Origin of the sequence: Dyella marensis (assembly GCF_900112865.1) — a bacterium.
Classification (GTDB): domain Bacteria; phylum Pseudomonadota; class Gammaproteobacteria; order Xanthomonadales; family Rhodanobacteraceae; genus Dyella_D; species Dyella_D marensis_A.
The window spans coordinates 46,419-72,452 of record NZ_FONH01000019.1; the positions used below are offsets into that span (position 1 = coordinate 46,419).

The 26,034-nt window shown below is 68.3% G+C and carries 25 protein-coding genes; 9 read left to right on the plus strand and 16 right to left on the minus strand.

Annotated elements, in window-relative coordinates; translation table 11 throughout:
- Positions 1 to 20 precede the first annotated feature (20 nt).
- A complete protein-coding gene (locus BM172_RS18330) occupies positions 21 to 278 on the plus strand; it encodes an exodeoxyribonuclease VII small subunit (RefSeq protein WP_026635871.1) in 258 nt (85 codons plus the stop codon).
- Positions 262 to 1,155 carry a polyprenyl synthetase family protein gene (locus BM172_RS18335; protein ID WP_026635870.1) on the plus strand — a complete coding sequence of 298 codons (894 nt, stop codon included), beginning with the start codon at positions 262 to 264 and terminating at the stop codon, positions 1,153 to 1,155. Before BM172_RS18330 ends, BM172_RS18335 begins: the two co-directional genes overlap by 17 nt.
- A gap of 75 nt (positions 1,156 to 1,230) precedes the next feature.
- On the opposite strand, the gene BM172_RS18340 is transcribed toward BM172_RS18335, so the two are convergent.
- Both BM172_RS18340 and pmbA read right to left on the minus strand, forming a co-directional pair.
- Positions 1,231 to 1,662, minus strand: coding sequence for a DUF4870 domain-containing protein (locus BM172_RS18340; RefSeq protein ID WP_035323696.1), 432 nt, complete (start codon positions 1,660 to 1,662; stop codon positions 1,231 to 1,233).
- 294 nt (positions 1,663 to 1,956) lie between these two features.
- Complete coding sequence (gene pmbA / locus BM172_RS18345) at positions 1,957 to 3,336, minus strand: metalloprotease PmbA (RefSeq protein ID WP_026635868.1); 1,380 nt, start codon at positions 3,334 to 3,336, stop codon at positions 1,957 to 1,959.
- Between the two features lie 118 nt (positions 3,337 to 3,454).
- Between pmbA and BM172_RS18350 the strand changes: the two genes are divergently transcribed.
- Positions 3,455 to 3,706, plus strand: coding sequence for a DUF1653 domain-containing protein (locus BM172_RS18350; RefSeq protein ID WP_026635867.1), 252 nt, complete (start codon positions 3,455 to 3,457; stop codon positions 3,704 to 3,706).
- Positions 3,707 to 3,726: 20 nt separating this feature from the next.
- Positions 3,727 to 4,257, plus strand: coding sequence for a ribosome biogenesis factor YjgA (gene yjgA, locus BM172_RS18355; RefSeq protein WP_026635866.1), 531 nt, complete (start codon positions 3,727 to 3,729; stop codon positions 4,255 to 4,257).
- Positions 4,258 to 4,353: 96 nt separating this feature from the next.
- Here the strand turns inward: yjgA and tldD are convergent, their stop codons facing one another.
- Positions 4,354 to 5,793: a metalloprotease TldD gene (gene tldD / locus BM172_RS18360; protein ID WP_026635865.1), complete on the minus strand. Its 1,440-nt coding sequence runs from the start codon at positions 5,791 to 5,793 to the stop codon at positions 4,354 to 4,356.
- Positions 5,794 to 5,945: 152 nt separating this feature from the next.
- Here tldD and BM172_RS18365 point away from each other — a divergent pair, with 152 nt between their 5' ends.
- Positions 5,946 to 7,154 (plus strand): sterol desaturase family protein, encoded by a 1,209-nt coding sequence (locus tag BM172_RS18365; protein ID WP_035323693.1) that lies wholly within the window; start codon positions 5,946 to 5,948, stop codon positions 7,152 to 7,154.
- 21 nt (positions 7,155 to 7,175) lie between these two features.
- On the opposite strand, the gene BM172_RS18370 is transcribed toward BM172_RS18365, so the two are convergent.
- The 3 genes from BM172_RS18370 to BM172_RS18380 form a co-directional block, all read right to left on the minus strand.
- On the minus strand, positions 7,176 to 11,042 hold the full coding sequence (locus BM172_RS18370) for a YhdP family protein (protein ID WP_035323690.1): 3,867 nt from the start codon (positions 11,040 to 11,042) through the stop codon (positions 7,176 to 7,178).
- Positions 11,043 to 11,066: 24 nt separating this feature from the next.
- Positions 11,067 to 12,560, minus strand: a complete 1,494-nt coding sequence (gene rng, locus BM172_RS18375) for a ribonuclease G (RefSeq protein WP_026635863.1) — start codon at positions 12,558 to 12,560, stop codon at positions 11,067 to 11,069.
- A gap of 176 nt (positions 12,561 to 12,736) precedes the next feature.
- Positions 12,737 to 13,843 (minus strand): mechanosensitive ion channel family protein, encoded by a 1,107-nt coding sequence (locus BM172_RS18380; RefSeq protein ID WP_051548853.1) that lies wholly within the window; start codon positions 13,841 to 13,843, stop codon positions 12,737 to 12,739.
- A gap of 113 nt (positions 13,844 to 13,956) precedes the next feature.
- Here BM172_RS18380 and BM172_RS18385 point away from each other — a divergent pair, with 113 nt between their 5' ends.
- Genes BM172_RS18385 through BM172_RS18395 form a run of 3 tightly spaced genes read left to right on the plus strand, consistent with a single transcriptional unit; the run spans position 13,957 to position 15,544 of the window.
- Positions 13,957 to 14,646 carry a Dph6-related ATP pyrophosphatase gene (locus BM172_RS18385; RefSeq protein ID WP_026635862.1) on the plus strand — a complete coding sequence of 230 codons (690 nt, stop codon included), beginning with the start codon at positions 13,957 to 13,959 and terminating at the stop codon, positions 14,644 to 14,646.
- The gene (locus BM172_RS18390; protein WP_026635861.1) at positions 14,633 to 15,166 is read left to right on the plus strand and encodes a mismatch-specific DNA-glycosylase; all 534 of its coding nucleotides are present in this window, start codon (positions 14,633 to 14,635) and stop codon (positions 15,164 to 15,166) included. The genes BM172_RS18385 and BM172_RS18390 overlap by 14 nt, the downstream gene beginning before the upstream one ends.
- A 30-nt stretch (positions 15,167 to 15,196) precedes the next feature.
- Positions 15,197 to 15,544 (plus strand): GFA family protein, encoded by a 348-nt coding sequence (locus tag BM172_RS18395; protein WP_026635860.1) that lies wholly within the window; start codon positions 15,197 to 15,199, stop codon positions 15,542 to 15,544.
- Between the two features lie 110 nt (positions 15,545 to 15,654).
- Here the strand turns inward: BM172_RS18395 and BM172_RS18400 are convergent, their stop codons facing one another.
- The gene (locus tag BM172_RS18400; RefSeq protein ID WP_026635859.1) at positions 15,655 to 16,944 is read right to left on the minus strand and encodes a cytochrome c; all 1,290 of its coding nucleotides are present in this window, start codon (positions 16,942 to 16,944) and stop codon (positions 15,655 to 15,657) included.
- A complete protein-coding gene (locus BM172_RS18405) occupies positions 16,941 to 17,699 on the minus strand; it encodes a c-type cytochrome (RefSeq protein WP_035323688.1) in 759 nt (252 codons plus the stop codon). Before BM172_RS18405 ends, BM172_RS18400 begins: the two co-directional genes overlap by 4 nt.
- Positions 17,700 to 17,740: 41 nt before the next feature.
- On the opposite strand from BM172_RS18405, the gene BM172_RS18410 reads away from it, so the two are divergent.
- On the plus strand, positions 17,741 to 19,399 hold the full coding sequence (locus tag BM172_RS18410; protein WP_026635858.1) for an amidase: 1,659 nt from the start codon (positions 17,741 to 17,743) through the stop codon (positions 19,397 to 19,399).
- Positions 19,400 to 19,467: 68 nt separating this feature from the next.
- Here BM172_RS18410 and BM172_RS18415 read toward each other — a convergent pair whose 3' ends face one another.
- The 8 genes from BM172_RS18415 to secY form a co-directional block, all read right to left on the minus strand.
- On the minus strand, positions 19,468 to 20,841 hold the full coding sequence (locus BM172_RS18415) for a class II 3-deoxy-7-phosphoheptulonate synthase (RefSeq protein ID WP_026635857.1): 1,374 nt from the start codon (positions 20,839 to 20,841) through the stop codon (positions 19,468 to 19,470).
- A 23-nt stretch (positions 20,842 to 20,864) separates the two neighbouring features.
- Entirely contained in the window at positions 20,865 to 21,368 is a 504-nt protein-coding gene (locus tag BM172_RS18420) for a disulfide bond formation protein B (RefSeq protein WP_026635856.1), read from the minus strand.
- Positions 21,369 to 21,567: 199 nt separating this feature from the next.
- Positions 21,568 to 21,951: a 50S ribosomal protein L17 gene (gene rplQ / locus BM172_RS18425; RefSeq protein WP_026635855.1), complete on the minus strand. Its 384-nt coding sequence runs from the start codon at positions 21,949 to 21,951 to the stop codon at positions 21,568 to 21,570.
- Positions 21,952 to 22,161: 210 nt separating this feature from the next.
- The gene (locus tag BM172_RS18430) at positions 22,162 to 23,160 is read right to left on the minus strand and encodes a DNA-directed RNA polymerase subunit alpha (protein WP_026635854.1); all 999 of its coding nucleotides are present in this window, start codon (positions 23,158 to 23,160) and stop codon (positions 22,162 to 22,164) included.
- Between the two features lie 15 nt (positions 23,161 to 23,175).
- The gene (rpsD, locus tag BM172_RS18435) at positions 23,176 to 23,802 is read right to left on the minus strand and encodes a 30S ribosomal protein S4 (RefSeq protein WP_026635853.1); all 627 of its coding nucleotides are present in this window, start codon (positions 23,800 to 23,802) and stop codon (positions 23,176 to 23,178) included.
- A 13-nt stretch (positions 23,803 to 23,815) separates the two neighbouring features.
- Entirely contained in the window at positions 23,816 to 24,202 is a 387-nt protein-coding gene (gene rpsK / locus BM172_RS18440; RefSeq protein ID WP_007513384.1) for a 30S ribosomal protein S11, read from the minus strand.
- A gap of 12 nt (positions 24,203 to 24,214) precedes the next feature.
- A complete protein-coding gene (gene rpsM / locus BM172_RS18445; protein ID WP_026635852.1) occupies positions 24,215 to 24,571 on the minus strand; it encodes a 30S ribosomal protein S13 in 357 nt (118 codons plus the stop codon).
- Between the two features lie 133 nt (positions 24,572 to 24,704).
- Positions 24,705 to 26,030 carry a preprotein translocase subunit SecY gene (gene secY, locus BM172_RS18450; protein ID WP_026635851.1) on the minus strand — a complete coding sequence of 442 codons (1,326 nt, stop codon included), beginning with the start codon at positions 26,028 to 26,030 and terminating at the stop codon, positions 24,705 to 24,707.
- Between the last annotated feature and the right edge of the window lie 4 nt (positions 26,031 to 26,034).

The window sequence follows — 26,034 nt, forward strand, 5'->3', positions numbered from 1 at the left end:
CTGCGTTAATTTTTCCGGCCATGGCCAAGCCTGCTCCCTCCCCCGCCGAACCCGCTTCTCCCGCCGATTTCGAACATTCGCTGGACGAGCTCGAGCAGCTGGTGGCGCGCATGGAAGGCGGCGACCTGAGCCTGGACGATTCCCTGGCTTCGTTCGAACGCGGCATCGGCCTCTACCGGCATTGCCAGCAGGCGCTGGAACAGGCCGAACTGCGCGTGAGGCTGCTGCTCGATCCTGAAGCCCCCGACAGCGCAGAACCGTTTGAACCCGAACTTTGATCTAGGTCCGGCGCTCAGGGCGTTGATCGCCCGCGCCGACCAGGCCCTGGCCCGGGCCCTCCCCGCCGAAGACCGCTCCCCCGCCGAACTGCACCGCGCCATGCGCTATGCCGTGCTGGGCGGCGGCAAGCGGCTGCGCCCGCTGCTGGTGTATGCGGCCGGCCACGCTTTGGGCGAGGACGGCGACGCGCTCGATGCGCCGGCCTGTGCGGTGGAACTGATCCACGCCTACTCGCTGGTGCACGACGACCTGCCGGCGATGGACGACGACGACCTGCGCCGCGGCCGCCCCACCTGCCACGTGGTGTTCGGCGAGGCGATGGCGATCCTGGCCGGCGACGCCCTGCAGGCGCTGGCCTTCGAACTGCTGGCCAACGACGCCGGCGCCGACGCCTCGCGCTGCGTGGCGATGCTGCGCACGCTGGGCCGCGCCTGCGGCGCCGAAGGCATGGCCGGCGGACAGGCGCTGGACCTGGCCGCGGTCGGCCACCCGCTCAGCCTGGCCGAGCTGGAACACATGCACGCCTGCAAGACCGGCGCGCTGATCCGCGCCTCGGTCCGGCTCGGCGCGCTCGCCGCGACGGCGGACCCATCCGCGCTGGATGCGCTGGACCGCTACGCCCACGCCGTGGGCCTGGCCTTCCAGGTGCGCGACGACATCCTCGATGTCGAGGGCGAGTCCGCGGTGATCGGCAAGACCGCCGGCAAGGACGCGGCCGCCGACAAGCCGACCTTTCCCTCGATCATCGGCCTGGACGCCTCGCGCGCGCGGCTGGACGAGCTCACCGCCACGGCGCTGGAGGCGATCGCCGCGCTGGGCGAACGCGGCGCCCTGCTGGAGCGGCTGGCGCTGTACGCGGCCAGGCGCCACCACTGAGGCGCGCTCCGCTCCGGCACCAACGAAAAGAGGCAGCCCGGAGGCTGCCTCTTTTTTTGTCGCCGCGACGCCCGCTTACTTGATCAGGCGCAGGCAGAACGGGTAGCGGTAACGCTCGCCTTCGTTCGACTTGATGGTCGCCATGATCACCAGGACCAGCCAGGCGATGCCGATGATGATGCCTGCCGGCACGGCCAGGATGATGCCTATTCCTAAGGTCAGCACGGTGATCAGCAGCAGCACCACCGCGATGATCGCCATGGTGATGTTGAAGTTCAGCGCTTCCTTGGCCTGGTCGTCGACGAAGGGCATGGTCTCGCGCTTGACCAGCCAGATGATCAGCGGCCCCAGGAAGCAGCCGATGCCGAACCAGGCGCCGGTGACCAGGGTGCCCAGCAGGGCCGACAGGTGGGCCAGCATGGCCCACTGGCGTTCCTCGGGGGTGGGCATGTCCGAGGGCGGAGTGGGATCGCTTGAAGGCTCGACGGATTCGGGTGGGACGCTCATGCGTGCTCTCCTGGCCATGCGGTGATCCGGCCTCGGTGCCGGTGGCGCCGATGCTAGCAAGGGCTGCGACGGTTTGCCGAGCCAACCGTAGACCTAGCGTCAGCCCTCACGTTGGAATCCTTCTCCCGCCGGGAGCACGCGGGGAGCGCACATGGATGTGCGCGGCTCTGAGGAGCGAGGAAGGTGCCGGCAGGCGGATGAGGGTTCGGCCGGAGTCGTGAACATCACTTCCGCGCTCCGCCCGTACCCTCACCCCAACCCCTCTCCCGGCGGGAGAGGGGCTCAAGCGAAAGCTCACTCGCCCGCGATGGTCATCTTGTCCAGCAGGATCGACCCGGTCAGCAGATGCGAGCGCGGGTCCACGTCCGCCCCCACTGCCTGGATACCCAGGTACATCTCGCGCAGGTTGGCGGCGATGGTGATCTCTTCCACCGGGTAGGCGATGCGGCCGTTCTCCACCCAGAAGCCGGCCGCGCCGCGCGAATAGTCGCCGGTGATGGTGTTCACGCCCTGCCCCATCACCTCGGTCACCAGCAGGCCGGTGCCCAGGCGCCGGAGCATGCCGTCGAAGTCCTCGCGGCCCTGGTCGGCGGCGCCGGCCTCCACGATCAGGTTGTGGATGCCACCGGCGTTGCCGGTCGATTCCAGGCCCAGCTTGCGGGCCGAATAGCTGCCCAGCACGTAGCGCGCCAGCACGCCGTCCTCGACCAGCGAGCTGTCGCGGGTGGCCACGCCCTCGGCATCGAACGCGCCCGAGCCCTGGCCGCGCGACAGCAAGGGCCGCTCCACGATGCGCAGCCACGACGGCATCACTGGCTTGCCGACGTGGTCGAGCAGGAAGCTGGCGCGCCGGTACAACGCGCCGCCGCTGACCGCGCCCACCAGGTGGCCGATCAGGCCGCGCGCGATCTCCGGCGCGAACAGCACCGGACTCTGCCGCGTCGACAGGCGACGCGCGCCCAGCCGCGCCAGGGTGCGCCCGGCCGCCTTGTCGCCCAGCGCCTGCGCGTCCATGAAATCGCCGGCGCTGCGCACGCTGTCGTACCAGTAGTCGCGCTGCATGCCGTCGTCGTCCCCGGCGATCAGCGACAGCGACAGCGAATGCCGCGTGCCGCGCTCGCGCCCGATGAAGCCATGCGAATTGGCGTAGACCGACAGGCTCTCGCCCACCTGCACGCTGGCGCCCTCGGAATTGGTGATGCCCGCGTGCGCTCGGCCGGCTGCCTCGATGCGCTGGCCCAGTTCGATCGCCGCCGGCGTATCCAGCGCCCACGGGTGCCACAGGTCCAGGTCGGGGAAGGCATCGGCCATGCGCGCCGGATCGGCGAGGCCGGCGGCGGGGTCTTCCTCGGTATAGCGGGCGATCGCGCAGGCCTGGTCTAGCGTGGCCTGGACCGAGTCCGGATTGAGGTCCGCGGTGCTGGCCGAGCCCTTGCGCTGCCCGAAGTACACGGTGAGGCCGAAACCGCGGTCGCGGTTGTGCTCCACCGTCTCCACTTCGCCCAGGCGCACGTTCACGTTGAGCCCGGTGTCGATGCTGGCGGCTACCTCGGCCTGGCTGGCGCCGGCGGCGCGGGCGCGGCGGATGACGTCCTGCGCGAGCTCGGCGAGGCGATCCAGGTCCTGCTGGCTGCGGTCGGAGGGGCGGTCGGAGGGAACGAGGGTCGCGCTCACGTGGGCTTCCTGAATGCTGGCGGGTAGAATACGCGGCCCATTCCTGCTCGAACCGCGCGGCCTCCCGAATTGGGGGCACCGCGGCCGATGCAAAGCCTTCGCCGCGGAGAAAAGCGCCATGGTGCCGGAGACCGGCCTTTACCGTCACTACAAAGGGCAGCCTTACCGCGTGCTCGGCACCGCCCGCCACAGCGAGACGATGGAAGCGCTGGTGGTCTACCAGGCGCTGTACGGCGAACATGGCCTGTGGGTCCGTCCCGCCGCGATGTTCTGCGAGACCGTGCAGGTGGACGGCAAGACCGTGCCGCGCTTTGCGCTCGAACGCGCCGAACCCGGTATCGCCATCGGCGCTTCCGTCGCCGCGCCCTGAAGCATGAAGAGACAGAACCCGTGAATCGCACCTATACCGACGACCCCGATCACGACTACGGCCCGACGCGCACGCAGCAGCGCCGCGATGCGCTGGCCGTGCTCGAGCTGGCCCAGCAGCTGGTGGACCTGCCGCCGAGCCGCCTGGCCAAGCTCGACCTGCCGGAGGACGTGCTGCGCGAGATCGCCAACACGCGCAAGATCACTTCGCACATCGCGCGCAAGCGCCAGCTCGGCTTCCTCGCCAAGACCATGCGCAAGCACGACAGCGAGGTCTTCGACGGCGTGCGCGCCGCGCTGGGCGAGAACCGCGAGCGCCAGCGCCAGGAAACGGCGGCGATGCATCGCCTGGAAGCGACCCGCGACAGGCTGCTCGACGACGAGGACAACGCACTGCCGCAGCTGATCGCCACCTATCCGCAGCTCGATCGCCAGCACCTGCGCTCGCTGCTGCGCCAGGCGCGGCTGGAGCGCGAGAAGAACAAGCCCCCGCGCGCGTACCGCGAGATTTTCCAGCTGCTGAAAGACCTGGCCGCAGCGGGCGACGAGTGACGCAGGTTGGGGGGAGCCAAAGGCGAACCCCAACGTTGCGACCCACCTGCACGCCAGTTGGGGTTCGCCTTTGGCTCACCCCAACCTACGGCGGCGCTACGATGCGGTGCCGCCCACCGTCATGCCATCCACGCGCAAGGTCGGCTGGCCCACGCCCACCGGCACGCTCTGCCCGTCCTTGCCGCACACGCCGACGCCTTCATCGAGCGCCAGATCGTTGCCGATCATCGACACGCGCGTGAGCACGTCCGGGCCGCTGCCGATCAGGGTGGCGCCCTTCACCGGCACGGTGACCTTGCCGTCTTCGATCAGATAGGCCTCGCTGGCGGAGAAGGTGAACTTGCCGCTGGTGATGTCGACCTGGCCGCCGCCGAAGTTCACCGCGTACAGGCCGCGCTTGACCGAGCGGATGATCTCCTGCGGATCGTGCTGGCCGGCCAGCATGTAGGTGTTGGTCATGCGCGGCATCGGCAGCTGCGCGAAGGATTCGCGGCGGCCGTTGCCGGTCGGCTGCATGCCCATCAGGCGCGCGTTGAGCTTGTCCTGCATGTAGCCCTTGAGGATGCCGTCCTCGATCAGGGTGGTGCACTCGGTCGGCGTGCCCTCGTCGTCGATGCTGAGCGAGCCGCGGCGGCCCGGCAGGGTGCCGTCGTCGACCACGGTGACGCCGGGCGCCGCCACGCGCTGGCCGATGCGGCCGGCGAAGGCGGAGCTGCCCTTGCGGTTGAAGTCGCCTTCCAGGCCGTGGCCGATCGCCTCGTGCAGCAGCACGCCGGGCCAGCCGGGGCCAAGCACCACGGTCATGCTGCCGGCCGGCGCATCGACCGCGTCGAGATTGACCAGGGCCTGGCGCACCGCCTCGTCGGCGAAGGCCAGGGCGCGGCCGTTTTCCATCAGCTCGCGATAGCCGTAGCGGCCGCCACCGCCGGCATGGCCCTGCTCGCGGCGGCCGTTCTGCTCGGCGATCACCTGCACGCTCAGGCGCACCAGCGGGCGCACGTCCGCGGCCAGGGTGCCGTCGGAGGACGCCACCAGGATGGTGTCCATGATCGCCGCGATGCTGACCATCACCTGCTTCACGCGCGGATCGCGCGCGCGCGCATAGGCATCCACCTCGCGCAGCAGGGCGATCTTGTCGGGGTTGGGCAGGCTTTCCACCGGATCGATCGCCGGATACAGCGCTCGCGCGCCATGCAGCGCCAGCGGCTTGCCGGCGCCGTTGCCGTCCTGGGCGATCGCCCGCGCGGCGCGCGAGGCGTCCAGCAGCTGCGGCAGCACGATCTCGTCGGAATAGGCGAAGCCGGTCTTCTCGCCGGCGATGGCGCGCACGCCCACGCCCTGCTCGATCGAGTGGTTGCCGTCCTTGACGATGCCCTCTTCCAGGATCCACGACTCGCTGCGCGAATGCTGGAAATACAGGTCCGCGGCGTCGATGGACGGGCCCATCAGCTGGGCGAACACGCGGTCGAGGTCGGTGGCGGCCAGGCCGCCCGGCGCCAGGAGGCGGCGCTCGGCCTGGGCGATCAATGAATCCATAGGTTCTTAGGCCATGTCGATGGGAACGCAGACTGTAGCAAGTGGGGGCCGGCGCCAGCCGTTTAAAGCCGCAGTGGAGCAGCGCGGCCCCGGCCGGCTACCATGCTCCAGGCTGGCCGGGACGGACCGGCGCCCCACGTGAAGGACCACCGATGAGCGACACCTCCAAACGCGAGCTGGCCCACAAGGTCATCGACCGCACTGTCAAAGCCCCGCTCGAGGACACCCGCGAACTGCTGCATCGCGACGGCGAGCTCAAGCCGGGCCTGGGCAAGATCAGCAGCGTGCTCGCATTGTCTCTAGGCATCCTCAGCCTGCTCGGCGTGCTGGCCTTTCACTTCCCGCAGTACCTGACCACGCCGGACCTGCGCCACAAGTATTCCGTCGACGTGCTGCGCCAGCTGCTGTTGGCGGCGCTGCTGATCGCCGGCGGCATCTCGCTCGGCAACGTGATCCTCGGCCGCCTGCGCAACATCAATATCGTCGCCTTCGCCCTGGTGGTCGCCGCCACCGCGATGGGCGGCTCGCGCGTGCCGGTGGGCAGCTTTCCCGACCACACGCCGTACATCGGGCTGGACTGGTTCATCCTCGACCTGCTCGGCTCGACGCTGATCTTCGTGGTGATCGAGAAGCTGTTCCCGCTGTACAAGGGCCAGTCGCTGTTCCGCAAGGAATGGCAGACGGACCTCAAGCATTTCGCGGTGAACCATTTCATCGTCGGCCTGGCCCTGCTGGTGGTGAACTTCCTGCTGCACCACCTGTTCGGCTGGCTGGTCTCCAGCGGCTTCCAGCAGACCGTGCGCGATATCGCCTTCGTGCCGCAGCTGCTGCTGTGCATCCTGGTGGCGGACCTGGCGCAGTACTGGACGCACCGCGCGTACCACGAGGTGCCGTTCCTGTGGCGGTTCCACGCGGTGCACCACAGCGTGAAGACCATGGACTGGCTGGCCGGCTCGCGCCAGCACATGCTGGAGCTGATCTTCACCCGCGTGTGCGTGCTGGCGCCGCTGTACATCCTGGGTTTCAGCGAAGGCGTGATGAATGCCTACATCATCGTGGTCGGCTTCCAGGCGGTGTTCAACCACGCCAACGTGCACCTGCCGTGGGGCCCGCTGAAATACCTGGTGGTAACGCCGGACTTCCACCACTGGCACCACGCCTCCGACGACGAGGCGATCGACAAGAACTACGCGGCGCACTACGCCTTCCTCGATTACCTCTTCGGCACCGCGGTGAAGTCGACGAAGAAATTCCCGGAGAAGTACGGCGTGGTCGGCGACTACATGCCGGACGGCTTCGTGCGCCAGCAGCTGTTCCCGTTCCGCGGCAGCACCAAGCCCGTCGAACCCACGGAATCCTGAGCGCGCCGATCCTGAGCGCGCTCAGCGCGCCGAGCTGCTCGCCGGCGCCGGTGCGGTGAGGGGTGCGGGAGCCGTGGACGACGCGGCTTCCGCGGCGGAGAGGTTCTTCTTCTCCACCAGCGAAATATCCGGCTTATCCCAGCTGCCGCCGATGTGATAGCGCGCGCTGGCCACGCGGTTGAGACCGCGTCCGAGCAGTCCCTGCGCGACGAAACCCGCGGCCGCGCCGAGCGGCCCGGCCACCACCGCGCCGACGATCGGCAGGCTGCTGCCCAGATGCGGGATCACCAGCGCCTGCTGGTCGTAGTCCTTCGCGCGCAGGCCGGTGCGCCCCTTGATATTGATCTCCGCCGCCGGTCCGCGCATGGACAGGTTGTTGGTGGTGGCGTTGCCGTCGGCCAGCACGAAGTCGCCGGTGATCGAGTCGAACGCCAGCCCCTTGCCGAACACGTCGCCGAAATCCAGGGTCAGGCGGCGCGGCAGCTCCACCAGCGACACCAGGCCGAACAGACGGCCTACGCCGGGGGCGACCTCGGGAATGCTGCCGTCGGTAACCTGGATGCCGAGCTTGCCGTCCATGTTGGCCAGCTCCATCGCCGACGGCGCGCCGGGCCAGGTGGCGTCCAGGTGCGCGCGCGTCTTGCCGCCGTTGAACAGGCCGGCGAAGCCGAACGCGCCGAGCATGTCGCCGAGGTTTTCCGCGGCGAAATCGATGCGCAGATGGCTGCGGCTGCTGGTCGCCGTGCCGTCCCAGTCGCCGCTGCCGTTGATCTGCACGCTGCGCGACTGCGCGCGCAGCTGGTCGATATGCAGGCCGCGGTCGGTCGGCCAGGTTTCCAGGCGCGCCTCGCCGAGCCTGGATTCGCCGAAGCGCAGGTCGCCGACCCAGAGGTGGAACGGCGGCAGGGACGATGGCGTGATGCCGGTGTTGGCCGGATCGGTCTTCGGCGGGTCGCCGGGATTGGTCTTGGCGTCGCTGGAGCGGCCGCTGGTCTTGGGCCAATACAGCCGCTGCAGGCGTGCGGTGACGCCGCGCTTGTCGAGATCGTCGGTGGGCACGATGAAACGCCCGACGATATCCGCGCTGTCCACGTCCACGTTCAACTGCCCGCTCTCCGGCGCGGCCTGGATGCGCATCGACGGAAACGGATGGCCGAACAGCTCGGCCTGGTCCGCGCTCACGTCGATGCTCTCCAGCCCCGGCCCGCCGGTGCTGCTGCCGGCCACGGCGCGCTGCACCCAGCCGGTGACGTCCATGCGCGCGGCGCGCCCGCGCACGCGGATGCCCTTGTCCGGCACGGTGTCGGGCATGCGCGTGCCGAAGGCGAAACTCGCGGCCAGCGGGCGCTTGTCGTCAGGCAGGCGGAAGCGCTGGCGCATCACCTGGCCCAGCGCGATCTGCAGGTCGCCGCCCGACACCGGCAAGGTCAGCGCCAGGTGCGTCGGCAGGCTGGCGTCGGCGGATTTCTTCAGCGGCGCCGGCAGGTCCAGCGCCATGCCGGCGAAGTTGGTGTCCAGGGTCAGCAGCTGCGCGGCATTGGCCACGGTGTCCGGGCGCACGATGTCGAAGCCCACGGTGGTGTCGCTGCGGCCGCTGGCGACGTCTTTCAGCCAGTCCAGCTGGGACAGTCCCTGCACCAGCTCGGCCATGCCGTAGCGGCCGCTGAGGCGCGCGGAGAACTCGGTGTCCGGCCGGCCGGTGGCGCCGGCGATGGCGATGTCCAGCTTGGACGGCTGGCCGCGGAATACGGTGTCCAGCGCCCCGGCGCGGAAGCCGTGCCCGTCGAAGCTCGCCTGGCCGCTGATCTTGTCGAGCTTGAGGTTCCAGTCCGGCGCGTTGAGGTCGACGTCCTTCAGGTCGGTAGTGCCGTTGAGGAAGAATTCCCTGGCGTTGTTCATCGGCAGCGAGAGATGGAAATCGAAGGTGCCGGCGCCGCCCAGGCTGAGCTTGTTGAGGGTGTCGGCCTGGCGGCTGCCGATCGGGCTGTGCTTGACGAAATCCATCAGGCTGGCGCCGCTGCCGGAGCCGTGCACGTTGAGGTCCAGCACGGTATGGGCCAGATCCGGAATCACCGCCACCGCCCGCTCGGTCTTCACGCCCAGCGATTCGCCGCCGCTGGCTTCGACCAGCATGCTGTTGTTGACGAAGTTGGCGACCGCGTCGATACCCTCGGCGCGCGGCCAGTTCCTGCCGTAGTCCAGGCTCAGCCCGCTGAGCTCGGCGCGGGCTTCGAAGCGGCCTTCGTTGGCGTGGAACGGCCAGTCCTTCAGGTCGCCGCGCACCAGCATGTCGCTGCGCTCGATCTTGCCGGCGACCAGCGCGCGGTCCAGCCATTCGATCGCCTGCGGCGACATGGAATCGATCGGCCAGAACAGCTTGGCCGCATCCATGTCGGCGTGGTCGAGCATGGCGTACAGATCGAGGAAAGGACGTCCGCCCGCATCGGGCAGACGGATCTCGCCGCGCGCCTGCCCGCCGAAGCCCGCGCCGACGAAGTCCAGCGGCTCGATGCCGAGATGCCAGTCGCCGTCCTCATGCCATGCCGCGATATCGCCTGCCAGGCGCGACAGCGCGAAGGGCTTGCGGAAGGTACGCGGGAACCGCAGCACGGTGGCCTGCGGCGGCAGCTCGACCGACAGCGCGCCAGCGTCGCCGCGCAGCACGCCGTCGAGACGGTCGATGCCGGGCAGCTTGCCCACCGCGTCGATGCCCAGGCCGCTGAAGCCGACATTGGCGCTGGCCAGGCCGTCGGCACGCGTCCAGCGCAGCGCCACCTGGCCGAGCTTGCCGCGCGGCTTGCCGGTGCCCAGCCACTGCGCCATGCCCGGCGACAGCTCGGGCTTGAGCGCTGCCCACGGCGCCAGCGCGCCGAGCTGCAGGTCGCGCGCCGCGATCAGCGCCTCGTCGGCATGGCCGTCGGCGCCGTTGTGCACGTCCAGTACCAGCGCGCCGCCGTCGTCCGCACCCCAGCGCACGCGCAAACCCTGCGCGGTCTTGTTCATGTCGCCCAGCGCATGCAGCGAGGCCACCCGCGCCTGGTGTCCCGCGGGATTGGTCAGTGCCAGTCCGTCGAGGTCGAGGCGGGTGAGGTTGCGCACCACTTTCGCGTCGCGCCAGTCCAGCCAGCTGGCGAACGTACCGTTGCCGCTGTCCACCGTATAGCCGCCCAGGTCGATGCCCGCGGCGAAGGCGCGCAGGTCCACCTTGCTGCCGGCGATCCACAGCCGGCCGTCGGCGCCGTCCTCGCGGAAGTTGCCGGCGCCGCGCAGCTCGCCGGCCACGCCTTCGCGCTGCAGGATCGCGCCGACGCGCACGCGGCCGCCCTGCCGGCTCACACGCAATTGCCTGGCCAGCAGCGCGTAATGCTTGCCGGTGGTTTCGTCGGCGATGTCCAGGCGCAGGTCGCGCAGCCACAGCTCGACCGACAGGCGGCCGAACGAAGGATTCTGGCGCTCGCCGCCGCCGGCCACGCCGATGCCGTTGACGTGCCAGCTGCCGTCCTTGCCGCGCGCCAGGTCCAGTTGCATGCCGCGCACGCGCAGGTTGACCAGGTGGCGCGCCGGCATCAGCCAGCCGCCAAGATCCAACTTCAGTTCCGTCTCCGGAATGCTCAGCGCGCTTTCGCCCGGGCCCGCGGCCACCACCGTATTGCGCATCACGAACAGCGGGCCGGACGGTTCCCAGCGCCCTTCCAGCGAGGCGAACGAGACCGGCCGCTCCAGCAGCCGGCTCAGCTGCGCCGCCACCCATTGCGGATGGCTGGCCAGGGTCGGCAGCAGCAGCTGGATCAGCCCGGCGAGCACGGCCAGGCTGATCACGGACACGCCCAGCACCCAGCCCAATGCGCGGGCGATCCGGTGCAGGCGCTGGCGCACGGAAACGTTCACCGGCGGCTCTCGCCGCGCGGTGAACTAGAGGAGAACCACATCGAACTGTTCCTGCGAATAATGCTCTTCGGCCTGGAAGCGTATGCTCTTGGAGATGAACTCTTCCAATTCGGCCACGGCCACCGATTCCTCTTCGAGGATGCGGCCGACCACCTTCGGGCTGGCCATTACCAGCAGTTTTTCCGCGTTGAACTGACGCACCGCGCGGGTGATCTCGCGGAAGATCTCGTAGGTCACCGTCTCGGCGGTCTTCACCGCGCCACGGCCGCCGCAGGCAGGGCACGGCTCGCACAGCTGGCGTTCCAGGCTTTCGGTGGTGCGCTTGCGCGTCATCTCCACCAGGCCCAGCGCGGACATCGGATACACCGTGGTCTTGGCGTGGTCGCGCTGCAGGCCTTTTTCCAGCATGCGCAGCACCTGGCGCTTGTGCTCCTCGTCGGTCATATCGATGAAGTCGATGATGATGATGCCGCCGAGGTTGCGCAGCCGCAGCTGGCGCGCCGCAGCCTGCGCGGCTTCGAGATTGGTGCGATAGACGGTCTCTTCCAGGTTGCGCGTGCCGAGGTAGCCGCCGGTGTTGACGTCGATCGTGGTCATCGCCTCGGTCTGGTCGACGATCAGGTAGCCGCCGGATTTCAGCGGCACTTCTTTCTTCAGCGCGCGCTGGATCTCGTCTTCCACGCCGTACAGGTCGAAGATCGGGCGTTCGCCCGAATAGTGCTCGACGCGGTCGTCCAGGCTGGGCATGAACTTGTGCACGAACTTGACGACCTTCTCGTAGGTCTCGCGCGAATCCACCCGCACCTTCTCGATGTCGTCGTTGAGCATGTCGCGCAGGCTGCGCAGCGGCAGCGAGAGTTCCTCGTAGACGCGCTCGCCGACCTTGGACTTGGCGATGTTCTCCTGCACCACGCGCCACACCTTGCCCAGGTAGGTGACGTCGAAGGCGAGCGACTCGGCGGTCTGCTCCTCGGCGTTGGTGCGCACGATGTAGCCCAGCGGGTTCTCGCCGATCAGCGAGGTCATCACCTCTTTCAGGCGCTGGCGCTCGGCCTCGTCCTCGATGCGCGCGGAAATGCCCAGCGTGCGCGCATGCGGCAGCAGCACCAGGTAGCGCGACGGGATGGACAGATGGGTGGACAGCCGCGCGCCCTTGGTGCCGATCGGGTCCTTCACCACCTGGACCACGATCTCCTGCCCTTCATGCACCAGCTCGGTGATCGACGGCGTGGGGCCGTTGCCGGCTGGTACCACGACCGCCTCGGCGCCTTCGGCGACCACCGGCAAGGGCGGACGCACGATGTCGGAGGCGTGCAGGAACGCCGCGCGCTCCAGGCCGATATCGACGAACACCGCCTGCATGCCCGGCATCACGCGCTGCACGCGACCCTTGTAGACATTGCCCACATAGCCGCGGCGGGAGGCTCGCTCGACATGCACTTCCTGCAGCATGCCGTTTTCCACCACGCCGACGCGGGTTTCGCGCGGCGTCACATTGATCAGAATCTCTTCACTCACCGAACACTCCCCTCTCGGAGGGTCTTTATAGCGGCTGGGCGGACGGGCGTCGATGCGCCAGTGCGCAGCCCGCCAACCCCGTCGTGCCAGCGCCCGCCACCGGACCGGCCGGCGCGGAAGCTGCGTTCCCTCAGACAGGACCGGCGGGTGCGGGGTTCACGCCGGAACGCCGCCGGCTAGGGCCCGGCCGCCGGTGCCGGGCCGCCGGCCGGCGCGTCGTCGGGTTCGCGCTCCCACTGGATCCGGGTGCGCGGGAGGTACTGGGGATATTCGCGCTGGACGAAGGCGATCAGCCCTTCGCGGATGCGGCAGCGCAGGTCCCAGCCCTGGCCGGAGTCGGCCGAGCTGACCAGGGCGCGCAGTTGCATGGCGCGGTCGCCGGCGTCGACCACCTGCAGCACGCAGACGCGGCGGTCCCATTCCCTGGCCTCCTCGCACAGGCGCTCCAGCTCGGCGCGCAGGGGCGGCACGGGCAGGCGGTAATCGACCCACAGGAATACCGTGCCGATCAGCTGGGAGCTGCGGCGCGTCCAGTTCTCGAACGGGTTCTCGATGAACCAGTTCAGCGGCACCACCAGCCGGCGCTCGTCCCAGATGCGCACCACCACGTAGGTGCCGGTGATCTCCTCGATGCGGCCCCATTCGCCCTTCACGATCACCACGTCGTCCAGCCGGATCGGCTGGGCCAGGGCGATCTGCAGGCCGGCGATCAGGTTGCTCAGCACCGGCTTGGCGGCGATGCCCAGCGCCAGGCCGGCAAGGCCGGCCGAGGCCAGCAGGCTGGCGCCGAACTGGCGCACCCCGGGGATGGTCATCAGCACCGCAGCCAGGCCGGCCAGGATGAACAGCACCATGGTCGAGCGGCTGAGCACCCGGACCTGGGTGACTACGCTGCGGGCGCGCAGGTTGTCGGCCTGGTCGACCGGGTGCAGGCGGATCACCAGGTCTTCCAGGGCGCCGATGCAGCGCACTACCAGCCAGGTGAGGGTGGCGATCAGCGCCACCAGCAGCGCATGGTGGAGATCGCCCATCAAGCGCAGCGACTCCACATCCGGCGTGACGCGCAGCGCCACCGACACGGTCAGCAGCGGCACCAGCCATTCCATCGGCGCATTGGCGCGGCTGACCATGCCGTAGGCAGCCGGATGCCGGCGCGACAGCCGCCGCAGCACGGCGCGCGCCACGCGGCGCAGCACGAAGGCCAGCGCCAGCGCGACCGCCACCGTGATGCCGAGGCGGCCAAGCAGATGGTCGTTCCAGAAAGCGGCGAAGTCGGTAGCCATGCGCGATCGGGGGGAGCAGGTCCGCGGCGAGGTCGCGCCCCACCCTGCCGCAGGCCATGTTCACGTCGCGTGGTCTGGATATGAACGGACGCGGCTGCCGTTAAAGTACGGCGATGCAAACCACGCCCATCCTGCTGGCCTGGAGCGGCGGCAAGGACTGCCTGCTGGCCCTGCAAGCCCTGCTGCGCGAGCCGCGCTGGCAGGTGGTGGGCCTGCTGTGCACGGTCAACCGCACCTACCAGCGCGTGGCCATGCACGGCACGCGCCGCGAGGTGCTGCAGGCCCAGGCGCGGGCGCTGGGCCTGCCGCTGCTGGAGGCTGAGCTGGACTGGCCCAGCGGCAACGAGGACTACGAGGCCGCGCAGGCGCGCGCCCTGGCCGAGGCGCGCATGCACTGGCCCGGCGTGCGGCATTGCGCATTCGGCGACCTGTTCCTGGCCGACGTGCGCGACTACCGCGTGCGCCAGCTCGGCGCCTTGAGCTGGCGCGCGGTGTTTCCGCTGTGGGGCGAGGACACCGCCGCGCTGGCGCGGCGCTTCGTCGGCGAAGGCCATCGCGCGGTGCTGTGCTGCGTGGATACGCAGCAGCTCGATGCCGCGTGGTGCGGCCGTCCGTTCGACAACGCGCTGCTGGATACGCTGCCCACCGGCGTCGATCCCTGCGGCGAGCGCGGCGAGTTCCACACGCTCAGCTATGGCGGGCCGCTGTTCCGCCATCCGCTGGCGCTGCGGCGCGGCGAATCCACGCTGCGCGACGGGCGCTTCCAGTACACCGATTTCCTGCTTGCCGATGCCGCGCACTGAGCCGGCGCACATCCTGCCCGACCTGCTGCAGCCGGGGCTTGCGCTGGTGTTCTGCGGCACCGCCGCGGGCAGGCGCTCGGCGGCCGAACAGGCCTACTACGCGCATCCGGGCAACATGTTCTGGCGCGCGCTGCACGCGTCCGGCCTCACCCCGCGCCTGCTGGCGCCGGCCGAATATCCGCTGCTGCCCGGCTACGGCCTGGGCCTCACCGACGTGGCCAAGCTGCACGCCGGCAACGACGACGAACTGCCGCGCGACGCCTTCGACGTGCCGGCGCTGCGCGCCAAGATCGAACGCTACGCGCCCGCCCTGCTCGCCTTCACCAGCAAGGCCGCGGCGCGCGCCGCGCTGGGCCGCGCGGCCGGCTACGGCCTGCAGCCGGAGACCTTCGGCGCAAGCCGGCTGTTCGTGCTGCCGTCGCCGTCCGGGCAGGCGCGCGGGCACTGGGACCTGGCGCCATGGCTGGAGCTGGCGGCGCAGGTGCGCGCCAGCGTTGCCCATGGCCGTCCGGGTGCGTAGGGTGCGGTTCTTCCCAAGGAGGACCTGACCATGCTCAAAGGCAGCTGCCACTGCGGCGCGATCACCCTGGAAGTCGACGCCGCGCCGCCCGAACAGGCGATGGAATGCAATTGCTCGCACTGCAGTCGCAAGGGTTATCTGCTGTGGTTCGTGCCGCGCGAATCGGCCCACGTGCATGCTGCGGACGGCCAGGTCGGCGTCTATCACTTCAACAAGCATGCGATCGCGCACCACTTCTGCAAGCAGTGCGGCTGCGCGCCGTTCGCCCTGGGCACCGCGCCGGACGGCACGGCGATGACGGCAGTGAATGTGCGTTGCCTGGAAGGGATCGACCTGGCGGCCATCAAGCGCATTCCGGTGGACGGGCGCAGCTTCTGATCGGCGACACATGACGTAGGTTGGGGTGAGCCGCAGGCGAACCCCAACAGCCGTCGCGGGATGCAGGCATGTTGGGGTTCGCCTGCGGCTCACCCCAACCTACGAATCGATCAATCGATCGGCGTATGCCGATACTTGATCACGTCGCGCTCCTGCACCAGCGGCGCCTGGTTGCCCCAGGACTGGCGGATGTAGGTGACCACCGCGGCGACGTCGGCGTCGTTGAGCTGCTGCGCGAACGGCGGCATCGAATAGGGCCGCGGATTGCCCTGCGTGGACGGCGCGAAGCCGCCCAGCAGCACCACGCGGATCGCATTGATGCCGGTGGGTTCGTTTACCGAGGAATTGCCGCTGAGCGGCGGATAGACGCCGGCCACGCCCTGGCCGTCCCGGCCGTGGCAGTCGGCGCAGCGCTCGGCGTAGACCTTGGCGCCCTGGTCGAGCATCGGCTTGGTATCCAGCAGCGACGGCTCGTACGACACGCGCGGACGCGCCGGCAGCGACTGCAGGTAAGTGGCGATCGCATGCAGGTCCGCATCGTTCAGATGCTGGGTGCTGCGCGCCACCACCTCGGCCATCGGGCCGAACGCGGCCCCCTTGGCGGACTGGCCGGTCTTCAGCAGGTCGGCGATGTCGCGTTCACTCCAGCCGGCGAGGCCGCCATTGGCCTGCGTGCTGAGATCCGGCGCGTACCAGTTCTGCACCGGGATCTGGCCGCCGGACAGCGACTGGTCGCTGCGCATGCCGCCGAACGAGTCGCGCTCGACGTGGCATTCGTTGCAGTGGCCCAGGCCCTGCACCAGGTAGGCGCCACGGTTCCACTCCGGCGACTTGGTGCTGTCGGCGACGTATTCGCCTTCGCGGAAATACAGCGCGCGCCAGGCCTTCAAGGTGTTGCGCACGTTGTAGGGAAAGCCGAGCCCGGGCTGCTTCGCCGCCTGCTTGAGCGGCGGCAGCGACTGCAGGTAGGCGAAGATGGCCAGCGCGTCGTCGCGCGACACCTTGGTGTACGAGGTGTAGGGGAAGGCCGGATAGAGGAACTGGCCATGGCGGTCGACACCGCTGTGCAGCGCCTGGCGGAACGCTTCGAAGCTCCACTCGCCCAGACCCGTCTCGCGGTCCGGCGTGAGGTTGGGCGCGGGGATGTCGCCGAACGGCGTGCCGACCACGCGGCCGCCGGCGAAACGCGCGCCGCCCTGCCCGGTGTGGCAGGAGGCGCAGTCGCCGACCAGGGTGAGGTATTCGCCCTTGGCGATCAGCGCGGGATCCTTGAGCGCGGCAGCGTCCACCCGGCTGGCCGAACGCGGCACGGACGGCTGGCCGCCGCGCAGGAACAGCCAGCCGGCAAGCCCCAGGCCGAGCAGCACGACGACGGCGATGCCGATGCGGAAGATCTTCATGGCTGCGCTCCCGCGTCGAGCACGCCGCAATGCAGCGGCGGCGCGATCGAACCGGCCGGCTGCGCATGCATGTCCGCCGGCAGCTCGCGGCCGGCCAGCCAGGCCGAGACCGCGCTGATGTCCTCGACGCTCAGGCGGCTGGCGATCTCCGCCATGCAGTCCGGCGCCACAGTGGCGCGCGTCTTGGTCCGCCAGGAGCCGAGCTGCGAGCTGATGTAGTCGTACGGCAGGCCGACCAGGCCGGGCACGTCCGGCTGCACGCCGGTGAACTGCGTGCCGTGGCAGGCCGCGCAGGGCGGGATCTTGCGCGACGGATCGCCCTTGGTGGCCAGCTCCTCGCCGCGCTTGAACGCGTCCGGCGCAATGCGCGGCATCGGCGAGCGCGCGTACGGCACGTCCTGCGCGGCGAAGTATTCGGCGATCTCGCGCATGTAGTCGGGAGTGAGATAGCGCGTGGTGTATTCCATCGGGCCGTACTTGCGCAGGCCGTCCTGGAAGTCCTTCAGCTGGCGCGCGAGATAACCGGCGGGCTTGCCGGCCAGGCGCGGGAAGAAGCCGCTGGACGGCGTGCCTTCACCGCGCTCGCCATGGCAGGCGGTACAGCTGGCGATGCGCTGCTTGAGCGTATCGGGCACGTGCGGCGGCGCGTTGTCCGCCGCCTGCGCGTGCACCGCGCCGGCGATGGCCATGGCGGCTGACAGCACGATGGAGGACCACACACGCCTGGCATGGCACAGCTGGGCTCTCGTATCCATCCGGCGATTATATGCGTCGACCCGGGGTCCATCCGGCTACGATGCGGCCTCATGCCGCACGACCGGAGACCGCCGTGACCCGCCTGCCGCTCTCGCTTTCGCTCGCCGCCCTGCTGCTCGCCAGCACCGCCCTGCCCGCCCAGTCGGCCGATCCTGCGCTGGCCTGGGCCTCGATCAAGGAACTGCAGCAGCGCATGGATGCCGGGCAGCTGCGCAGCGAGGCGCTGGCGCGATTGTTCCTGGAGCGCATCCAGCGCATCGACCGCGACGGCCCGGCGCTGCGCGCGGTGCTGGAAACCAATCCGGATGCGCTCAAGCTCGCCGCGCAGATCGACCGGCAGAAGCCGAAGGGCGCCTTGCGCGGCATCCCGGTGCTGCTGAAGGACAACATCGATACCGGCGACCGCATGCTCACCACCGCCGGATCGCTGGCCCTGGCCGACGCGCCGCCGGCGCCGCGCGATGCAGGCCTGGTGGCGCGGCTGCGCAAGAACGGCGCGCTGATCCTGGGCAAGACCAACCTCAGCGAGTGGGCCAACATGCGCTCCAACCACGCCAGCAGCGGCTGGAGCGCGCGCGGCGGGCAGACGCGCAATCCGTACGCGCTGGACCGCAATCCCTGCGGCTCCAGCGCCGGCTCGGGCGCGGCGGTGGCGGCGGGCCTGGCCACGGTGGCGATCGGTTCGGAAACGGACGGCTCGATCATCTGCCCCGCCGCGGCGAACGGCATCGTCGGCATCAAGCCGACGGTCGGCCTGGTCAGCCGCAGCGGCATCGTCCCGATCAGCCACAACCAGGACACGGCCGGCCCGATGGCGCGCACGGTGGCCGATGCGGCCGCGGTGCTGGGCGCGATCGCCGGCAGCGATCCGCGCGATCCGGCCACGGCCGAGGCGGACAAGCATGCGACCGACTACACGCGCTTCCTCGACCCGAACGGCTTGAAAGGCAAGCGCATCGGCGTGGTGCGGGGACTGGCCGGGGCGGAACCGAATGCCGACCGCATCCTCGAGCAGTCGATCGCGCTGATGAAGGCGCAAGGCGCGGTGATCGTCGATCCGGTGGAGCTGCCGCATCTGAAGGAGCTGGGCGATCCGGAGCTCACCGTGCTGCTGTATGACCTCAAGCAGGATATGCAGGCGTATCTCGCTACCCGCACCGGCACGTCGATGAAGACGCTGGCCGACCTCATTGCGTTCAACAAGCGCGAGGCCGAACGCGAGATGCCGTGGTTCGGCCAGGAACTGTTCGAGCAGGCGCAGGCCAAGGGGCCGCTGACCGACAAGGATTACGTGGAAGCACAGGCCAAGGCGAAGCGCTTCGCCGGGCCGGAGGGCATCGACGTCGCGCTGGCCAAGGATCATCTGGATGCGCTGCTGGCGCCGTCCTGGGGACCGACCTTCGTGACCGATCCGGTGCTCGGCGACCACGTGGTGAGCGGCGATCCGACCGTGGGCGGCGCGTCCCAGCCGGCGGCGGTGGCGGGCTATCCGTCGATCACGGTGCCGGCCGGTTTTGCGCACGACCTGCCGGTCGGCATCGTGTTCTTTGGCGCGAAGTGGAGCGAGCCGACCTTGATCACGATCGCCTATGGCTACGAGCAGCATGCGCAGGCGTGGCGGGCGCCGAGGTTCCTGGATACGGTGGGCGGGAAGCCGGTGATGGCGGATGCTGATCACGTCTTGGAAATGACACGCTAACGCATAGCTGATAAATCACTGCAAATGAAAAGGGGCGCCTGAAAGCGCCCCTTTTTTCATTGCATGCTCTACGCTCGTCCGCCCTTCTGCGACTTGTGCACGATCAGCATCGCCAACTCCAGCGACTGCTCGTAGTTGAGGCGCGGATCCACCGTCGACTTGTAGGCGCGGTCGAGATCGGCCTCGCTGAGGTCGCGCGCGCCGCCCATGCATTCGGTGACGTCCTCGCCGGTGAGCTCCAGGTGCACGCCGCCCAGGCGCGTGCCGGCGGCCGCGTGGATGTCGAAGGCCTGGTCCAGTTCACCGCGGATATTGTCGAAGCGGCGGGTCTTGTAGCCGTTCGAGGTGCTCTCGGTATTGCCATGCATCGGATCGGCCACCCACAGCACGCGGCGGCCGGCGCGCTTGACCGCGTCCAGCAGCGGCGGCAGCGCCTTGGCGATCTGCGCGTTGCCCATGCGATGGATCAGGGTAAGGCGGCCGGGTTCATCGTCGGGATTGAGCGCCTCGACCAGCGGCAGCAGTTGTTCCGGCGTCACCGACGGACCGACCTTTACCGCGATTGGATTGCGGATGCCGCGGAAATACTCCACGTGCGCGCCGTCCAGCGCGGCGGTGCGCATGCCGATCCAGGGGAAGTGCGTGGACAGGTTGAACCAGCCCGGATGGCGCGGCACCTGGCGCGTCAGCGCCTCTTCGTAGTGCAGCAGCAGGGCTTCGTGCGAGGTGAAGAAGTCGACGCGGGTGAAGCCGGCGATCGGCCCGGCCAGGGTTTCCATGAAGCGCAGCGAATCGCCGATGCCGGCGACCATGCGGCGGTATTCGGCGGCCAGCGGCGAGTGCTCCACCCAGGCCAGGTCCCAATATTCCGGGTGATGCAGGTCGGCGAAGCCGCCGTCGATCAGCGCGCGCACGAAGTTCATGGTCAGCGCCGAATGCGCATGCGCCTGGATCAGGCGCTGCGGATCGGCGCGCCGCGCCTCGGCGGTGAATTCGGGACTGTTGACCAGGTCGCCGCGGAAGCTGGGCAGGGTTACGCCGTCGCGCGTTTCCATGTCAGTCGAACGCGGCTTGGCGTACTGCCCGGCGAAGCGGCCCACGCGCAGCACCGGCATGCGCATGCCGTGCACCAGCACCAGGCTCATCTGCAGCAGTACCTTGAGCCGGTTGGAGATCACCGGGCTGGTGCAGTCGGCGAAGCTTTCGGCACAGTCGCCGCCCTGCAGCAGGAAGCGCTGGCCTTCCTGCGCCTCGGCCAGCGCCTGCTTGAGCGCGAGCACTTCCCACGAGGTGACCAGGGGCGGCAGGCGCGCGAGGTGCGCGGTGGCCTGGGCGAGCTCGCCGGCGTTCTCGTACAGCGGCTGCTGCAGTGCCGTGCGGCGCTGCCAGGAAGCGGGCGTCCACGCGGATGGCGAGGTGGACAGCTGGATATCGGCGTTCATGGCGAAGCGCTTCCTCTCGATCTTCATTGCCGCGCGCGGCGGGTGGCGGCGACCAGCACCAGTGCCAGCAGCGCCACGTACCAGAGCAGGGTCCACGCCGGCATCGGCAGGCCGAGGATGGGTTCGACCTTGGCGCATTCGCCCGAGCCGGTGAACACCATCTTCAGCACCTTGGCCATGGGGAACGCGTCCATCATGTAGCCGAGATTCGGGCCGCAGGCGGGGATCTGGTCGGCCGGCAGGGTCTGGATCCACAGGTGGCGTGCCGCGGTGGCGATGCCGCCGATGCCGCCCAGGATCGCGCCCACCGCATAGGTCCAGCGCGCAGCTTTGCCCTTGGGACCATGGATGGCGCCGACCAGGAAGAATACGCCCATCACCATGAAGGCGATGCGCTGGAAGATGCACAGCGGACAGGGCTCCATGTGCAGCCCGTATTCGGCGTAGAGCGCGAATCCGAGCAGGGCGGCGCAGATCAGGAAGCCGATGAGGAAAGAGGTGCGGTACGACCAGCGGAGTGGATTCATGGCCAGCGGACTGTTGCAGTGCGGAACGGCGACATTACCCGCTCACTGGAGCGCTGTCAGCACGCTTTCGGCCTATGGCCGTCTAAATGTTTCGACATGTTTCGACATGTTTCGACGGTCTTCGGCAGCCGGAACCGAAAAGAAAAACCCCGGTCGGATACCGACCGGGGTTCTGGTATGGCTTGCGTTGAGCCTGGTCTTACTCGGCGTCGACGGCTTCGCCGCGCGGACGATCCACCAGCTCGACATAAGCCATCGGGGCGTTGTCGCCCGGACGGAAGCCGCACTTGAGGATGCGCAGGTAGCCGCCCGGACGCTGGCTGTAGCGCGGGCCGAGCTGCACGAACAGCTTGCCCACGGCTTCCTTGTCGCGCAGGCGCGAGAAAGCGAGGCGGCGGTTGGCGACGCCGTCGGTCTTGGCGAGCGTGATGAGCGGCTCGGCGACGCGGCGCAGTTCCTTGGCCTTCGGCAGGGTGGTGCGGATCAGCTCGTGCTTGATCAGCGAGGCGGCCATGTTGCGGAACATGGCTTCGCGGTGGCTGCTCGTACGGTTGAGCTTGCGACCGGATTTCTGGTGGCGCATGACGTTTACTCTCTATGTCTGTTGTTATGAAAAACCGGTCGGAATGACCGGCTTCCCGCGGTTACCCGCTATTCAAGGCTCTAAGAACGCCTCGTTATAAGAGCGCGGCCTCTATGGACCGCTTCCAGCTTCCGGTAGAACTGCGCATGGCATCCGCCGGATCTTTCAAATGCACGGGGCGATCGAAAACCGATCGCCCCGCTTATTGCATCAGCCCAGCTGCATGCCGTGCGACAGGCCCGGCGGCGGCCAGTTCTCGAGCTTCATGCCCAGGGCCAGGCCACGACCGCCAAGGACGTCCTTGATCTCGGTCAGCGACTTCTTGCCCAGGTTCGGCGTCTTCAGCAGCTCGACCTCGGTCTTCTGCACCAGGTCGCCGATGTAGTAGATGCTCTCGGCCTTCAGGCAGTTCGCCGAACGCACGGTGAGCTCCAGATCGTCGATCGGACGCAGCAGCAGCGGATCGAACCCGCCCTTCTCCGCCTTGTCGGTGGCGCTCTCGCGACGCGAGAAGTCACCGAACACCGACAGCTGGTCGTTGAGGATCTCGGCGGCCTTGCGGACCGCGTCTTCCGCACCGATGGTGCCGTTGGTCTCGATGTCCAGCACGAGCTTGTCGAGGTTGGTGCGCTGCTCGACACGAGCCGCATCCACTTCGTAAGCCACGCGCAGCACCGGCGCGAACGAGGCATCCAGCTGCAGGCGACCGATCGGACGAGCTTCCTCGTCCGGATGCTGGCGCGAACTGGCCGGCTGGTAGCCGACGCCGCGACGCACCTTCAGGCGCATGTTGAGCGAGATGTCCTTGGTCAGGTGGCAGATCACGTGCTCGGGATTGACGATCTCCACCGTGTGGTCGACCGTGATGTCACCGGCCGTGACCACGCCCTTGCCCTTCTTGGACAGGGTCAGCGTGACTTCGTCGCCCGTATGCTGGCGGATGGCCACTTCCTTGAGGTTGAGCAGGACTTCGATCACGTCCTCCTGCAGGCCCTCGAGGGTGGTGTACTCGTGAAGCACGCCGTCGATCTCGACCTCGACAATGGCGCTGCCGGGGATCGAGGAGAGCAACACGCGACGGAGCGCGTTGCCCAGGGTGTGGCCGAAACCACGCTCGAGCGGCTCGACCACCACCTTGGCGCGGTTCGGTGCGAGCTGCTCGACGCTGAGGCCGCGAGGCCGCAGCACGCTAGTTGACGAAACTGCCATGCAGTGCTCCGGTAATTACTTCGAATAAAGCTCGACGATCAGGCTTTCGTTGATGTCGGACGGCAGATCGCCACGATCCGGCACAGCCTTGAAGGTGCCCTCGAACTTCTTGGCGTCCACTTCGACCCACTGCGGACGCAGGTCCATGGTGTCGAACACGGTCGCCGCTTCCTGCACGCGCAGCTGGGTGCGCGCACGCTCGGTCAGCGCGACCTGGTCGCCCGGACGGACCTGATAGGACGGGATGTTCACCTTCTTGCCGTTGACCAGCACCGCCTTGTGGCTGACCAGCTGGCGGGCCTGGGCGCGGGTGACCGCGAAGCCCATGCGGTAAACGACGTTGTCCAGACGGCTTTCCAGCAGGCGCAGCAGGTTCTCGCCGGTGTTGCCCTTCAGGGTCGAGGCCTTGCTGTAGTAGTTGCTGAACTGACGCTCGAGCACACCATAGATGCGCTTGACCTTCTGCTTCTCACGCAGCTGCAGCGCGTAGTCCGACATGCGCATGCGCTTGTTGGCGCCATGCTGGCCGGGCTTGTTCTCCAGCTTGCACTTGGAGTCGATGGCGCGCGCCGGGGACTTCAGGCTGAGGTCCGAACCCTCACGACGCGCGAGTTTGCAGGTAGCTCCACGATAACGTGCCATGGTCTATAGCTCCTTAGACTCGACGCTTCTTGGGGGGACGGCAGCCGTTATGCGGAATCGGCGTGACGTCGATGATGTTCAGGACCTTGTAGCCCAGCGCGTTCAGCGAACGCACGGCCGACTCGCGGCCCGGGCCGGGGCCCTTGATACGCACTTCCACCGTCTTCACGCCGTAGTCGCCAGCAGCGCGGCCGGCCTTCTCGGCGGCCACCTGGGCAGCGAACGGGGTGGACTTGCGGGAGCCGCGGAAACCCGCGCCGCCAGCAGTGGCCCACGACAGGGCGTTGCCCTGGCGATCGGTGATGGTGACGATGGTGTTGTTGAAGGAGGCCTGCACGTGGGCCACGGCATCCGTGACAACGCGCTTGATCTTCTTCTTGGTCTTGACGGGCTTAGCCATGATAGGAATCCGTTACTTCTTGATCGCGCGACGCGGACCCTTGCGGGTGCGAGCGTTGGTACGCGTGCGCTGGCCGCGCACCGGCAGGCCGCGGCGATGACGCAGGCCACGGTAGCAACCCAGGTCCATCAAGCGCTTGATGGCGATACCGACTTCGCGGCGCAGGTCGCCTTCGACGACGTACTTGCCGATTTCCTGGCGGAGCTTCTCCACCTCGCCCTCGCTGAGGGACTTGATCGGCGTGGAGGGAACCACGCCAGCGTCCGCGCAGACCTTCTTGGCCCGGTTGCGGCCGATGCCGTAAATGCTTTGCAGGCCAACCCACACGTGCTTGTGGACCGGCAAATTGACACCCGCGATGCGCGCCATGATGTACTTTCTCCGATGCGTTTCTTGCGCGGTAAACGCGCAATTCTAACCTGAATTATCCCGACAGGAAAGCCCTGCGGCCCTTAGTGCCGCCGCCCTCCGATTTAGACCCCTCTCCGACGCCCCAGCAGCCTCAGTTGCGGCGGAGATTGGCCTTCTTGAGCAGACTTTCATATTGGTGACTGACCAGATGCGCCTGCACCTGAGCAGTGAAGTCCATCACCACGACCACCACGATCAGCAGAGAGGTGCCGCCGAAGTAGAACGGAACGTGCCAAGCCTTTTGCATGAACGACGGCACCAGACAGACCAGCACCAGGTACAGCGCGCCGACGCCGGTGAGGCGGGTCATCACGCTGTCGATGTAGTCGGCCGTCGAGCGACCCGGACGGATGCCTGGAATCAGCGCACCCGACCGCTTGAGGTTGTCCGCGGTTTCCTGGGAATTGAACACGATCGCCGTATAGAAGAAGGCGAAGGTGATGACCAGGACCGCAAAAACGATGTCGTACAGCGGCTCGCCCGGCGTCAGCGCCTGGGTGAGCTCCTGCAGCCAGCGCGACTGGTTGCCGGCGGTGAGCCAGGTGGCAGCCGTGGCCGGGAACATCAGCAGGCTCGAGGCGAAGATCGGCGGGATCACGCCCGACATGTTGATCTTCAGCGGCAGGTGCGAGGTCTGGTTCATGTAGGCCCGCTGCCCGCCCGAGCGCCTCGCGTAGTTCACGGTGATCTGCCGTTGGGCACGCTCCATGAACACCACGAAGGCCGTCACGGCCAGGATCAGGCCGACCACCAGGATCATCTTGATCACGCTGAGCTCGCCATTGCTGGCCATGGTCAGCGTGTGCGCCACCGCGCCGGGCAGGCCCGCCACGATGCCGGCGAAGATCAGCAGCGAAATGCCGTTGCCGATGCCGCGCTCGGTGATCTGCTCGCCCAGCCACATCAGGAACATGGTGCCGGCGGTAAGGCCGACGACCGAGGCCATGATGAAGCCCATGCCCGGCGTATAGACCACCGGCGCGCCACCGTTGGCGACCTGCTTCTGCAGCGCCACGGCGATGCCGAAGGCCTGGAAGGCCGCCAGGCCGACCGTGCCGAAGCGGGTGTAGGTAGTCATCTTGCGACGACCGGACTCACCCTCCTTGCGCAGCGCCTGCAGGCTGGGAATCACCGCTCCCATCATCTGCACCACGATGGATGCCGAGATATACGGCACCACGCCGAGCGCGAACACCGAGAAGCGGGCCAGCGAACCGCCCGAGAACATGTTGAACATGTTCATCAGGCCGCCGCCCGATTCAATCAGGCTGGTCATCGCTTCCGGGTTGACGCCCGGAACGGGAATGAACGAACCGAGACGAAAGACGATCAGCGCACCAATCACGAAGAAGATGCGCTGACGCAGTTCGGTCAGCTTGCCGAGCGATCCGAGCGAAGGGCCCTTGGCTGCCGCCACGTGA

Coding starts and splice junctions, on each gene's coding strand:
- BM172_RS18330 (WP_026635871.1), top strand. CDS start 21: ATGGCCAAGCCTGCTCCCTCCCCCGCCGAACCCGCTTCTCCCGCCGAT.
- BM172_RS18340 (WP_035323696.1), bottom strand. CDS start 1,662: ATGAGCGTCCCACCCGAATCCGTCGAGCCTTCAAGCGATCCCACTCCG.
- BM172_RS18350 (WP_026635867.1), top strand. CDS start 3,455: ATGGTGCCGGAGACCGGCCTTTACCGTCACTACAAAGGGCAGCCTTAC.
- tldD (WP_026635865.1), bottom strand. CDS start 5,793: ATGGATTCATTGATCGCCCAGGCCGAGCGCCGCCTCCTGGCGCCGGGC.
- BM172_RS18365 (WP_035323693.1), top strand. CDS start 5,946: ATGAGCGACACCTCCAAACGCGAGCTGGCCCACAAGGTCATCGACCGC.
- BM172_RS18380 (WP_051548853.1), bottom strand. CDS start 13,843: ATGGCTACCGACTTCGCCGCTTTCTGGAACGACCATCTGCTTGGCCGC.
- BM172_RS18385 (WP_026635862.1), top strand. CDS start 13,957: ATGCAAACCACGCCCATCCTGCTGGCCTGGAGCGGCGGCAAGGACTGC.
- BM172_RS18390 (WP_026635861.1), top strand. CDS start 14,633: ATGCCGCGCACTGAGCCGGCGCACATCCTGCCCGACCTGCTGCAGCCG.
- BM172_RS18395 (WP_026635860.1), top strand. CDS start 15,197: ATGCTCAAAGGCAGCTGCCACTGCGGCGCGATCACCCTGGAAGTCGAC.
- BM172_RS18400 (WP_026635859.1), bottom strand. CDS start 16,944: ATGAAGATCTTCCGCATCGGCATCGCCGTCGTCGTGCTGCTCGGCCTG.
- BM172_RS18405 (WP_035323688.1), bottom strand. CDS start 17,699: ATGGATACGAGAGCCCAGCTGTGCCATGCCAGGCGTGTGTGGTCCTCC.
- BM172_RS18410 (WP_026635858.1), top strand. CDS start 17,741: ATGCGGCCTCATGCCGCACGACCGGAGACCGCCGTGACCCGCCTGCCG.
- BM172_RS18415 (WP_026635857.1), bottom strand. CDS start 20,841: ATGAACGCCGATATCCAGCTGTCCACCTCGCCATCCGCGTGGACGCCC.
- BM172_RS18420 (WP_026635856.1), bottom strand. CDS start 21,368: ATGAATCCACTCCGCTGGTCGTACCGCACCTCTTTCCTCATCGGCTTC.
- rplQ (WP_026635855.1), bottom strand. CDS start 21,951: ATGCGCCACCAGAAATCCGGTCGCAAGCTCAACCGTACGAGCAGCCAC.
- BM172_RS18430 (WP_026635854.1), bottom strand. CDS start 23,160: ATGGCAGTTTCGTCAACTAGCGTGCTGCGGCCTCGCGGCCTCAGCGTC.
- rpsD (WP_026635853.1), bottom strand. CDS start 23,802: ATGGCACGTTATCGTGGAGCTACCTGCAAACTCGCGCGTCGTGAGGGT.
- rpsK (WP_007513384.1), bottom strand. CDS start 24,202: ATGGCTAAGCCCGTCAAGACCAAGAAGAAGATCAAGCGCGTTGTCACG.
- rpsM (WP_026635852.1), bottom strand. CDS start 24,571: ATGGCGCGCATCGCGGGTGTCAATTTGCCGGTCCACAAGCACGTGTGG.